Here is an 11,796-nt window from a genome sequence, read left to right on the forward strand (position 1 = left end):
AACAACAGATCTAACAGGAAGGATTTTTCACCATGCTCCAGAAACCACGAGGAACCAGGGACTTTTTACCGGATGAGATGGAGGCCCGGCGCGCTGTCGAATGGCGCCTGCGGGAGGTTGCGCGGCGCTGGGGCTACCGCGAGGTCTGCACCCCGGAGTTCGAGGATCTCGAACTCTTCACCATGCGTTCCGGTGAAGGGATCATCGGGGAGATGTACGTCTTCGAGGACAAGGGCGGCCGGAAGCTCGCCCTGCGCCCCGAGATCACGGCAGCGGTCATCCGGATGTACATCAACGAGGCGAAGGTTGCCCCCAAGCCCCTCCGGTGGTGCTACTATGCCGACTGCTTCCGGTACGAGCGGCCGCAGAAGGGAAGGTACCGCCAGTTCTGGCAGTTCGGCGTGGAACTGATCGGTGCCGACTCGGCGATTGCCGATGCCGAAGTGATCATGCTCGCGTCGGACATGCTGAATGCAACGGGCGTCCGCTACGATCTGAAAGTCGGGCATCTCTCGTTTGTCAAGAATCTCCTGAAAGACGTGGAACCTGAGATCCAGCGGAAGATCCGGGCCCAGCTCGACAAGAAGGACTTCGAGGGGCTGAACCTGACCCTTGACAGCATGAACAAGCCGGACCTCGCGGAGTCTCTCACCACCCTTGTCGCATGCCAGGATCTCAATGAGGCATTCGAGATTGCCGGTGCGATCCCGGAGCGGGAGCGGATCGAGCAGACCATGGGATATCTGGATGCGGCGAAGGTGAAGTATTCCCTGAATCTCGGCATTGCCCGGGGGCTCGACTATTACACCGGCATTGTCTTCGAAGGGTTCGCAGACAACCTCGGGGCCGAGAACCAGATCCTTGGCGGCGGGGTGTACCGCCTCGCCCATCTATTTGGCGGGGACGACGTGGCGTCCTGCGGGTTTGCCATCGGCTTTGACCGGGTGATGGTCTCGCTGGGAGAGTCCGCCGGTAAGAAGGATACCGTTGCTGCGATCGTCTGCACCCCGGAGGCGCGGAACCGTGCGCTCGACGTGGCGAAGGCCTTCCGCTCTGCGGGCATCCGGACCGAGATGGATCTGATGGGCCGGGGTTTCGGCCAGCAGCTGGCGCATGCCGCGAAATCCGCAGCCTTTGCCGTGATCATCGGCCAGCGCGAGGTCGAATCGAGCGAAGTGACGCTCAAGAACCTGCAGAGCGGGGAGCAGAAAACCATAACGCTGGATGCCGCAGTTGCCGAGGTGGTTGCGTCTGGTTCTCGCGGATGAGCTGGCCAAGCAGCAGCGGAGCATCAGCGTTGCAGAATTCTTCGAGAAGAACAAGCACCTGCTCGGTTTCGACTCCCCCACGCGCGGCGTGATCACCACCATCAAGGAAGCGGTGGACAACTCCCTGGATGCCTGCGAGGAAGCGCAGGTGCTCCCGGACATTTTTATCAGCATCAAGAAGACCGGAAATGACATCTTCCGGATCATTGTCGAGGACAATGGCCCGGGAATAGTGCCCGCCCAGATCCCGTTCGTCTTCGGGAAACTGCTGTACGGTTCGCGGTTCCACCAGATCCGGCAGACCCGGGGGCAGCAGGGTATCGGGATCTCCGCCGCGGTACTGTATGCCCAGCTCACGAGCGGGCTGCCCTCGATTGTCATCTCCCGCACCGGGCATAAGGAACCGGCGTACCGGTTCGAGATCCAGATCAAGATCGAGACCAACGAGCCTGACATCATCGCGCAGGGGCCCTTTGAATGGGATCGTATCCACGGGACAAGGGTGCAGATCGAGTTCAGGAGCACGATGGCGGCGAAGAAGAAACTTCTCGAATACCTCCGGTACACGTCGGTTGTTAACCCCCATGCACGGTTCCGGGTGGAACTCGATGACGAGTCCTTCACCTTCGAGCGCGTCAGCCAAGAGGTGATCGTCTGCCCGGTTGCGATCCAGCCGCACCCCCATGGGATCGAACTGGGGCAGTTCAAGCGCATGACTGCCGCAAGCAACCAGAACCTGATCGATTTCCTTGAGGAAGGATTCAGCCGTGTCGGGAAGAAGACCGCGCAGGATATGTGCGACCGGGCCGGGCTGAAGAGCAGCCTGAAGGCAAAGGGACTTTCCGCCGATCAGCAGAAAGCCCTGCTTGCCGCCATGCAGGAGATCGCGGTTCCTGCCCCGCCGACATCCCAGTGCCTCTCGCCCATTGGCGAGGAACTGATCCGGCGGGGGCTCGACAAGGAGTTCCAGATGGACTTTGTCGCTGCCCGTACCCGGGCAACGTCCGTCTTCTCAGGCCACCCGTTCATGGTCGAGGCAGCGATCGGGTACGGCGGGAAACTGCCTGCGGAGGGAAACGCGATCATTCTCCGGTTTGCCAACCGTGTCCCGCTCATGTACCAGCAGGGCGCGTGCGCCATCACGGAGTGCATTGCGAACGTGAACTGGAAGAACTACAATCTCTCCCAACAGGGGCTCCCGATGGGCCCCGTTCTCATCCTTGTCCACGTGGCCTCGACCAATGTCCCGTTCACGAGCGAAAGCAAGGACGCCATCGCGAGCATCCCGGAGATCGAGAAGGAGATCGTCCTTGCCCTCCAGGATCTCGGCCGCGAGCTCAAGAACTTCGTCTCGCGCCGGGACAAGAATAAACTGGCCGAGGACCGGGCACGTGCGGTCTGCGCCATCATCCCGGAGATTGCCGTGAAGGTGAGCGAGATCGTGGAGAAGCCGCTGGTCGATACCTCGCCCATCGAGGGCAGGCTCATGCGGAAACTGATTGCCAAGAAGTGGACCCGGGACGGGAAGGTCACGATCGAGCTCGCCAACTACAGCGGGCATGAGGGCGAGATCTCCGCGTACGATATCTCGGCCGACAATGCGACAGATGCGGTGCCGAAAGCAGATTTCGTGAGCGAGATGGACGGCCAGTTCACGAAGGTCTGGAAGATGACGATCCCTGCAAAGAGCGTGTGGCATGTCTCGTATACCGGGAAAGGCGGGGGCATCCTCGAGATCCGGGGCGTAGACGACAACAAGAAGATGGTGGTGGATCTCGATGTCTAAAGAGGAACTTGAGAAGAAGGCGATGATCTCGCTCCTCCATATTGCGAGCGCGTGGTACGACCAGATGAAGTCCGGCGAGATCCCCTCCATCTCCCTGCCGTCACGGACGAAATTCAATATCGAGTATGACGATGCAAGCGAGGTCTGGAAGTACGGGGACAAGGAGAGCATGCGGAATGCTGCCTCGGCCAAGAGCGCAACGCACCTCTTAAAGATGGCCTACGTGATCGGGTTCATCAAACAACAGTTGCGCGAGAACCGTTCGTCAACGCTGAGAGAGATGTATTACATCTCTGAGGGCTGGAAGCGTGCGAAGTTCGGCGCACAGGACGAGAGCAACTACCTTATCGAGGATCTTGAGATCCTCTCAGATGTCCCCCGCGAAGGGTTTCACCTCCATCCCGAGGAGAACGGCGCCTCTATCTACGGCCCGATGCGTATCCGCGAGGAGACCCGGCGCGGGATGAAGACGATCCACTGCCAGGACGATGTCGGGCTCGCGGGGTATACGATCCCGAACAGCGTGGAGAATATCGAGTTCGTGGACCATGATGCCAAGTTCGTCATTGCCATAGAGACCGGTGGTATGTATGACCGTCTGATTGAGAACGGCTTCGACGAGGAGTACCACGCAATCCTCCTCCACCTCAAAGGCCAGCCGGCGCGTTCAACCCGGCGGATGCTCAACAAGATCAGCTCGAACTGGGATCTGCCGATCCTCGCATTCACAGATGGCGACCCATGGTCCTACCGCATCTACGGCTCGGTTGCCTACGGGTCCATCAAGAGTGCCCACATGTCGGAACTGCTCGCAACCCCGAAAGCGCAGTTCCTCGGCCTGCGCCCGAGCGATATCCGGGATTATGACCTGCCCTCGGATACCCTGACCGAGAAGGATATCGAGGCGCTGCGATCCGAACTGACCGATCCCCGGTTTGCCACCGATTTCTGGAGAAAGGAGATCAACCTGCAGCTCGAACTGGGACTCAAGTCGGAACAGCAGGCATTTGCCGCACACGGACTGGACTTTGTCACGAAGAAGTATTTGCCGACGCGGCTCTCCGAGATGGGGATCATCTGAACGCTGGTATGACTGTTGCTGTCTGTTACCCGGAGAAATATCCTGTTGAGGAGACATTTCAGCTCCTCAGGATACCGTGGGAATGGTATATTGAGGGCAACCGGTACGATGTTGTCATTGCCCGGAAGGCCGATGTCGCCGGATATGACGGACCCGTTATCGATCTTACGGATAATGATTTTTTCCGGAAGATCGCGGACCTGCTGAACCGGGGTGAGATGCATCTCCACGAACCTTCCTGCGACATCGAACTGGATCGCGTCCGGCAAGAGATAAAACGGTATATCGTTCTCGTGGAGATCCCCCCGGTACCCTGGGGGCACCCGTACATGGTTGCCCTCACCCATGATGTGGATGTCACTTCAGTGAAGGAATGCCGGTTCACAACAGTGGGATATGCGGCATACCAGTGTTGCATACAGGGCAATGGCGCAGCCGGGCTCCGGCTGCTCGCTGCCCGGTGCGGGTTCGGGAAGGACCCGTGGATACTCTTCGACCGCTGGAAGGAACTGGAAGGATCGATGGGCGTCAGGTCAACGTTCTTCTTCGTGCCGCGCCCGGATGAGCCGGGACAGTGCGCCCACCCGTACCGCTCTGTCTGCTATCATGCGGATCCGGGGGTGATTGCATCTCTTCCCACAGAGGGGTGGGAAGCCGGCGTCCACGGCATCGACAACTGGATCGATGCCCGCCTCGGGGCGGAGGAGCGGGAAGTGCTGGGAGGAACGTCCGGTGGCAACCGGACGCACTGGCTCCTCTTTGGCGAGAAGAGCTGGCAGGTGCTGGAGGCTGCCGGGTATTCCTGGGACTCGACCTTCGGGTACAACGACGACGCCGGTTTCCGTGCAGGCACGCTCCAGGTGTACAGGCCGGAACACGTGGACAATCTCCTTGAACTCCCGCTCCATATCCAGGATCTCGGGCTCTTCGGGGAGTTCTGCTGGGCCCTCGCGCGGGATGAGTGGGAGAAGACACCCTGCCTCCACCTGTCAGCACCCGCTGCACGCGATCACTGCGATCATATCTTCGGTTATGCCCGGAAGTACGGCGGCGCAGTCACCCTCCTGTGGCATTACGAGAACCTGGTCCCGCCCCGCGACTGGTCCGGGTTATACCGGGATCTCATTACCCGGGCAAAGTCTGATGGTGCATGGGTAACGACCGCAGGGAACGTTGTGGAATGGTTCAGGAAACGGCGGCAGATTCATATTACCTGCGTCCCTGGAAAGAACAAACTTACAATATCTGTTGAGGGCAATCTCTCATCAGATTTGTCACCCCCTCTGATGATGAGAATTCATATCCCCGGCAACCGAATGATATCTGTCAATGCCGATTATCTCCCGAGCGGAGAATATATCGACGTTAAACTGGACAAGATGTGTATAACGGTCTCATTTGTATGATCCTCCAGAAAATTTTTCTTAAATTAAAAAGTCCTGAAATCGCGGATTCCTGGTTCATGCATACGTCTGTAGTTCAGCATGCGGTGAAAATCTGCCTGAAAATGTATAATTGCATTGCACCGAAACTTCCGCTCTGTCGCAGGGTAAATGGGGGATACCTTGGAACCGGCAACCAGATCCACCCAACCGCAATTATTGACTATGATCATGTCGTTATCGGGGATTTCTGTATCATTGAAAAAAACGTTGTGATAGACAAGAATTCCATTATCGGTAATTACGTTATTATACGGGAGGGCGCCGTCATAGGATCAGAAGGTTTTGAGTTTCGCAGGATAGCCGGAGAGATTGTACCGGTGGTGCACCTGGGGGGCATCATCATTGGTGACAATGCAGTCATTGGTCCCCGGGTTTGTATTGACAAAAGTGTCCTTGGGGAATATACCGAAGTTGGAGCATCAGCCGACATCCGCTCTGAAGTACAGATTGGGCATGGGATAAAAATCGGATGCTCTACCACGATCCTGGATGGGACCATGGTCGGAGGATATGCAAAGATCGGCAATCAGGTAACGATCGGCCGGCACTGCTCGATAGCTGATGGTCTCAACCTTGTGGATGGTGCAGTGATACCGGATTCCGCTATCATTACACGGGATATGAAAAACACTGCGGGAAATCGAGAGGATTCATGACTGGATATATGCCAAAAAAGCGATGGGAGGTGAATCCGGATGAGATTATCTGAATGCCTGTCTGAAAAAAATGCAATTGTCCGGGATGGCGATTTTTCATCGATAGGCACATTATTTTCCCACAACCCGCAACAGGTAGTTTATGCTGTTTCCGAACAGGACATACGAAAAATTGCCGGCAACCCGTCAGTTTCCTGTGTCATCACGACTGCGGCTCTCTCGCAGAAAGTCCCCTGCACGGTAGGTATTGCTGCGGTCCGGGATCCTCGGCGCGAATTCCAGGCACTTCAGTCATTGATGGCCAGACATCCGGAATTTATTCTCCCTACCTTCATCAACAGGATCTCATCTTCCGTAAAAATTCACCCGAGTGCGCTGATTGCTCCGCATAGCGTTGTAATTGGCAGGGATGTGGTTATAGAAAAAAATGTGGTTGTCAACGAACAGACCATCATAGATGAGGGGTCCATTATCAGGTCAAACTGCATTATCGGTGATGCGGTGGCGCCATTTGGTAATACTCATGAGGGTTCCCTGATACAGCCGCCCGGCGGGGTACATCTTCACCGTGACGTTGACCTTCACGCAAATATCATCATTCGCCGTGCGGCATTCAAAGGATATACCGAGATCGGCGAACAGACAAAAATCGATAATCTGAGCACGATTGGGCAGGGCACTGTGATCGGAAAACACTGCCTGCTCTGTGGCGGGGTCACGCTGGGTGATTTCATTACCATCGGTGATGATGGATGGATTGGTCCCAATGTGTATCTTTCTGACCAGATCGCCATCGGGAATCGTGTTTACATCACGATTGGTTCACGGGTCAGCAGGGATATTGCTGATGCGAAAGTCGTGAAAGATAATTTTGTCCTTGATCGAAACCGGTTCAAAGGAGTTATCCGGGGAATGTAATATGGAGGATACTCCCACATACTCATGAGGATATCCCACCACGGTCAAAACAGAGATGTGAGAACTGGAACTATGCAGAATATCGGTATTGGCACGGATATTGTCGAGATCAAACGGTTTGAAAATTTCGGTGATCCGCAATTCACCCCGTTTTTAACGAGGAATTATACGCAAAAAGAACGGGATTATTGCCTGTCAAAAGATGCTCCGGCCCCGCATCTTGCTGCAAGGTTTGCCGGGAAAGAAGCGGTGATAAAAGCCCTTTACAGTTTGCATATCACCCATATTTTTTATCCTGCTATTGAAATCCTTAACGACGATCGTGGTGTTCCATACGTCAGGATTAATACCGATCAAGCAGAAAAAATAAGTATTAAAATCAGTTTGTCACACAATTCTGATATGGCACTAGCTTTTTGCATAATAATTCAGGAGATTTGACATGGCACCATTTAACGAGGATACTATAAAAAATATTTTTTGTGAAGTGCTCGGTCTTCCTGCACAGAACGTTACGGATACCCTTGCCTACAATTCCTGCGAGCAGTGGGACTCCCTTAAACATCTCCAGATAGTCGCAATGTTTGAAGAGAGTTTCGGGATCGAGATTGATATGGATGATATCATCGCAATGGAAACGTACGGGAAAGTAAAGGAAATCCTGCACAAATATCTGACGTAATCCGGTTATGAATTTTGTTGAATATCTCTTTGAAAATGTTCGGGATACCGGTAAGGACTGCCTGGTATTCCGTGATGGCAGCCTTACCTATCAGGATCTCATCTCCAGGGTCAACAGCCTTTCAGTGCATCTCGCATCAACCATCGGCAGGGGAAACGAGTGCCTCATCCTTTCCGAAAACACACCATTTTTTGTCATTGCCTATCTTGCGATCATCCGGAGCGGAAATACCGCTCTCCTTGTCGAGACCCGGATATCTGATACCCAACTCGCCACGATTTATCGTGAATGCCGGATACGGACATCGTTTGTCCAGAAAAAATTCATAACAAAATCTGTCGGGAGGGACAATGTCATTACCGAGGACATACTCATAGAATTGTCTCCCGCAGATACATTCGCGACCAGTCCCGTGCAGGATGATGCAGTTGCTGTCGTGATCTTCACCTCCGGCAGTACCGGGGCAAAGAAGGGTGTCATGCTGACGCATAAAAATTTATGTGCCAACACTACGTCGATTGTCCAGTACCTGGGCCTGACACCGGATGACCGGATCTGTGCAACTCTCCCCTTCTTTTACTGTTATGGTGCATCACTGCTGCACACGCATCTCCGGGTCGGCGGGAGCATCCTGCTCTCGAAGAATATCTTCCTTGGCGGTGTCATCCGCGATATCAATACGTTCCGGTGCACGGGATTTGCCGGCGTTCCCAGCACGTACCAGATCCTGATCAACAAAACGCCGTTTCTCAAAGAACCCCTTCCGACCCTGCGGTACATGCAGCAAGCCGGGGGACAGCTGCCGAACAAATATATCCGGATGATTGCGGAAGCATTCCCGGAAAAAAAGTTCTTTGTGATGTACGGGGCTACCGAAGCAACCGCACGGATGTCCTATCTCCCGCCGGAGATGATCCTTACTAAACTGGGATCACTGGGCAGGGGAATCCCGGGTGTCACTCTTGACGTGGTCAATGAAGCCGGCATACCGGTGCGACCCGGGGAGATCGGGGAGATTGTCGCTTCCGGTGACAATATCATGGAGGGATACTACGGCGATCCGGAGGGTACCGCTGAAGTGTTAAAAGACGGCCGGCTCCGGACCGGCGATCTCGCAACTGTTGATGACGACGGGTATATCTTCATCCACGGGAGGGCCAAGAACATCATCAAGTCCGGGGGGTACCGTATCTCCCCGAACGAGATCGAGGATTTCATCTGTACCCTTGACGGTGTATCGGGGTGCGTTGTCCTGGGATTGCCCGATGAGACGATGGGTGAGGCGGTTACTGCTGTAGTCCAGCACACGGGAAAAGATCCTGCACCGGATTTCAGGGAGATGATCGTTACACGGTGCAGGCAGCACCTTCCTTCATATAAAGTCCCGTGCCGGCTCTTTTTTGTCCGGGAATTCCCACTCAATGCTTCTGATAAAGTGGATAAGCCGGCACTGACTATGACTATCCAGGAAGAACTCAAAAGTGATCCCAGGGCAGGTCAATGATGCCGTGTGCAGAAGACGATCGTTCTCATAGTTCCCGTCTGCGGGATATTCTCCTCTCAAAGGAGCCGTATTCAGAGAGCGATGCACACAAATGCGAAACGCTCATGCCTATCCTGCGGGAGCAACTCAAAGGGGCACGGGAGAACAACCCGCAGATTGACCATTTTCTCACCCGACAGGGGATTATTGTCGACGATCTCCAGAATCTCGAAGAAGTTCCCTTCATGCCGGTCCAGATGTTCAAGCGTTTCGATCTCCGGACCTGCCCGGAACAGGCAATTGCAAAGATCCTCCAGTCGAGCGGGACAACGGGCGGCACGCCGAGCAGGATCCCGCTTGACAAGTCCACGGCCATGAACCAGATCAGGGCGCTCAAGACGATCCTCGCGGATTACCTGGGGAAGAACCGGAAGATCTTCCTGGTCATCGATCATGAAGGGATCAACAGCCCGTCCATGGCGTTCTCTGCCAGGACGGCCGGTGTTCGAGGGTTGAGCATCTATGCAAAGAAGACCTTTTACCTCTTAAAAGAAGAGAACGGGAAACTCGTCCTGAACCTGCCGGTGATCCGGGATGTCATGGAGAAGTATTCGCAGGACGATGTGTATGCGTTCGGGTTCACGTACATCATCTGGACCACCTTCTACGAGCAGGTGAAGAAGGAGGGTCTCCGCTTCTCTTTTAAGAATTTCACGCTCTTCCATGGCGGGGGCTGGAAAAAGATGCAGGATCTTGCGGTTTCCAAAGATGAGTTCTCCGCATCGATAGCAGCGATATTCGGAGCGCAGCCCGAAAACATCCTGGACTTTTACGGGATGGCGGAGCAGACCGGGATTATTTTCGTTGACTGCAAGGAAGGACACAAGCATGTGCCCGCGTTCTCCCAGGTGATTATCCGCGATCCGTATACGCTCCAGCCATGTCCCCCCGGCAAGCCCGGGCTGATTGAGGTGATGAGCGTCCTTGCCGACAGTTATTACGACCAGGCCGTCCTGACGGAAGATCTCGGCGTGCTTGTCGGGGTAGATGACTGCCCGTGCGGGCGCAAGGGCCGGTATTTCCGGTTTGTGTCCCGGGTCGAGAAAGCCGAAGTGCGCGGATGCGGCGATACGTTCCGGGAGTGAGAGGATGATCACCTGCCACCTTGTTGATGGAAAGTTCGAAAAGCAATCCTGCACGGATTTTGACGGGATCGTCACCAGTATCAACCGGAACCGCGAGGTGCTTACAGCACTCCCGGTTGATGCCATCATCAAAATCCTTGACGGGCTGGGAAAACGCGTACTGAAAAATCCGGAGATCAATACCGTGCCCGGGGTCAGTTTCATCTCGCTCTGGCTGCGCCGGGAAAACCTGGATAAGATCTGCCAGATTAATTACTCGGATAAACGGTATATTGACGGGTTCGGTAAAACCGGGCAGAACTTCCTGATGATGGCCCAGCCACGGGGAATCGTCTGCCAGTGGATAGCAGCAAACATGCCAACGCTGGGATTCTTCTCGGTTGTCCAGGCGATCCTTTCCAAGAACGGGAGTATTGTCAAGATGCCGGAAGAGTATGTCCCGCTCATCTCCTCCATTCTCCGGGAACTGCCGGCTATCTCGGTTGAGTACGAGGGGAAGACGTATTCCGGTAAGACAATCCTCGATGCCATTGCCCTTGTTTCCTTTGAGGGCAGGACGCAGGAGACAAGCGAGCAGTTCTCCCTTGCAGCAGACTGCCGCATCATCTTTGGGGGGAGCGAAGCGGTCCGCATCATCTCCCGCCTTCCCTGCCGCGACCACTGCGAGACCGTCATCTTCGGCCCGAAATACTCGTTTGCCGTATTCGACCGGGAGTTCATCGCATCCGAAGGTTTCAGGAAATCGCTGGATCTCGTTGCAAAGGATGTTGCCGTTTTCAACCAGATGGCCTGTTCCTCCCCGCATGTGCTCTTCCTGGAAAAGAGCCGGTATTCCGTGGAGACGATCGCATCCTGGCTGAAAGAGTCATTTGAGAAGATGCCCCCCGTACTCCGACACCAGCCGATCTCATCCGGCATGTCGGCAAGGATCATCAATGCCCGGGCTGAATACCAGCTCGCAGACGGGAGGAACTGTATTGCACCGCAGGATCTCGGCTGGACGATCCTCATGAACCAGGAGCCATGCCTGGAAGAGCCGGTCCAGGGCAAGTGTATCTTTCTCAAGGAGATCGGGTCAGCAGATGAGGTGATTCCCCTGGTCAACCACAAGATCCAGGCGATATCGATCGGGATCCTTGATCCCGTAAAGCGCGAATCGTTTGCCCGACAGGCGACCTACCGGGGGGCGGACCGGATCGTCATCCCCGGAACCATCCACGACTTCACGCTCCCGTGGGATGGGATCATGACGTTGAACCGGCTGGTGCGATGGGTTATCCTGAAACATTCCTGAAATGATGGTTTTCCGGATATCCCGGTCCATGAAGCAGG

At 55.0% G+C, this 11,796-nt stretch carries 11 protein-coding genes; all 11 read left to right on the forward strand.

Translation table 11 applies throughout. The features are described 5' to 3' along the window. The first annotated feature begins 32 nt into the window (after positions 1–32). The 11 genes from hisS to LUQ43_RS09470 all read left to right on the forward strand — a co-directional run bounded on the left by hisS (position 33) and on the right by LUQ43_RS09470 (position 11,758). Entirely contained in the window at positions 33–1,268 is a 1,236-nt protein-coding gene (hisS, locus tag LUQ43_RS09420) for a histidine--tRNA ligase (protein ID WP_299966706.1), read from the forward strand. Continuing rightward, positions 1,252–3,054, forward strand: a complete 1,803-nt coding sequence (locus LUQ43_RS09425; protein WP_299966785.1) for a DNA topoisomerase VI subunit B — start codon at positions 1,252–1,254, stop codon at positions 3,052–3,054. Before hisS ends, LUQ43_RS09425 begins: the two co-directional genes overlap by 17 nt. Beyond that, positions 3,047–4,135, forward strand: a complete 1,089-nt coding sequence (locus LUQ43_RS09430; protein WP_299966709.1) for a DNA topoisomerase IV subunit A — start codon at positions 3,047–3,049, stop codon at positions 4,133–4,135. Before LUQ43_RS09425 ends, LUQ43_RS09430 begins: the two co-directional genes overlap by 8 nt. Positions 4,136–4,143: 8 nt before the next feature. Next, entirely contained in the window at positions 4,144–5,541 is a 1,398-nt protein-coding gene (locus LUQ43_RS09435) for a hypothetical protein (RefSeq protein WP_299966711.1), read from the forward strand. 101 nt (positions 5,542–5,642) lie between these two features. Then, a complete protein-coding gene (locus LUQ43_RS09440) occupies positions 5,643–6,236 on the forward strand; it encodes a hypothetical protein (RefSeq protein WP_299966713.1) in 594 nt (197 codons plus the stop codon). Positions 6,237–6,275: 39 nt separating this feature from the next. Continuing rightward, positions 6,276–7,154, forward strand: coding sequence for a hypothetical protein (locus LUQ43_RS09445; protein WP_299966715.1), 879 nt, complete (start codon positions 6,276–6,278; stop codon positions 7,152–7,154). 72 nt (positions 7,155–7,226) lie between these two features. Further along, positions 7,227–7,595 (forward strand): holo-ACP synthase, encoded by a 369-nt coding sequence (gene acpS / locus LUQ43_RS09450; RefSeq protein WP_299966717.1) that lies wholly within the window; start codon positions 7,227–7,229, stop codon positions 7,593–7,595. A gap of 1 nt (position 7,596) precedes the next feature. Then, positions 7,597–7,836, forward strand: coding sequence for an acyl carrier protein (locus LUQ43_RS09455; RefSeq protein WP_299966720.1), 240 nt, complete (start codon positions 7,597–7,599; stop codon positions 7,834–7,836). 7 nt (positions 7,837–7,843) lie between these two features. Beyond that, the gene (locus LUQ43_RS09460) at positions 7,844–9,340 is read left to right on the forward strand and encodes an AMP-binding protein (RefSeq protein WP_299966723.1); all 1,497 of its coding nucleotides are present in this window, start codon (positions 7,844–7,846) and stop codon (positions 9,338–9,340) included. After that, positions 9,337–10,464: an acyl-protein synthetase gene (locus tag LUQ43_RS09465; protein ID WP_299966726.1), complete on the forward strand. Its 1,128-nt coding sequence runs from the start codon at positions 9,337–9,339 to the stop codon at positions 10,462–10,464. The genes LUQ43_RS09460 and LUQ43_RS09465 overlap by 4 nt, the downstream gene beginning before the upstream one ends. Positions 10,465–10,468: 4 nt before the next feature. Then, a complete protein-coding gene (locus tag LUQ43_RS09470) occupies positions 10,469–11,758 on the forward strand; it encodes an acyl-CoA reductase (RefSeq protein ID WP_299966729.1) in 1,290 nt (429 codons plus the stop codon). Positions 11,759–11,796: the final 38 nt, after the last annotated feature.

Origin of the sequence: Methanoregula sp., assembly GCF_028679125.1 — an archaeon.
Taxonomy (GTDB): Archaea; Halobacteriota; Methanomicrobia; order Methanomicrobiales; family Methanospirillaceae; genus Methanoregula.

What these genes read in the sequence shown, in the direction of transcription:
- LUQ43_RS09435 (WP_299966711.1), top strand. Translation starts at nt 4,144, where the DNA reads ATGACTGTTGCTGTCTGTTACCCGGAGAAATATCCTGTTGAGGAGACA.
- LUQ43_RS09455 (WP_299966720.1), top strand. Translation starts at nt 7,597, where the DNA reads ATGGCACCATTTAACGAGGATACTATAAAAAATATTTTTTGTGAAGTG.
- LUQ43_RS09465 (WP_299966726.1), top strand. Translation starts at nt 9,337, where the DNA reads ATGATGCCGTGTGCAGAAGACGATCGTTCTCATAGTTCCCGTCTGCGG.
- LUQ43_RS09430 (WP_299966709.1), top strand. Translation starts at nt 3,047, where the DNA reads ATGTCTAAAGAGGAACTTGAGAAGAAGGCGATGATCTCGCTCCTCCAT.
- LUQ43_RS09470 (WP_299966729.1), top strand. Translation starts at nt 10,469, where the DNA reads ATGATCACCTGCCACCTTGTTGATGGAAAGTTCGAAAAGCAATCCTGC.
- LUQ43_RS09445 (WP_299966715.1), top strand. Translation starts at nt 6,276, where the DNA reads ATGAGATTATCTGAATGCCTGTCTGAAAAAAATGCAATTGTCCGGGAT.
- hisS (WP_299966706.1), top strand. Translation starts at nt 33, where the DNA reads ATGCTCCAGAAACCACGAGGAACCAGGGACTTTTTACCGGATGAGATG.
- LUQ43_RS09440 (WP_299966713.1), top strand. Translation starts at nt 5,643, where the DNA reads ATGTATAATTGCATTGCACCGAAACTTCCGCTCTGTCGCAGGGTAAAT.
- LUQ43_RS09460 (WP_299966723.1), top strand. Translation starts at nt 7,844, where the DNA reads ATGAATTTTGTTGAATATCTCTTTGAAAATGTTCGGGATACCGGTAAG.
- acpS (WP_299966717.1), top strand. Translation starts at nt 7,227, where the DNA reads ATGCAGAATATCGGTATTGGCACGGATATTGTCGAGATCAAACGGTTT.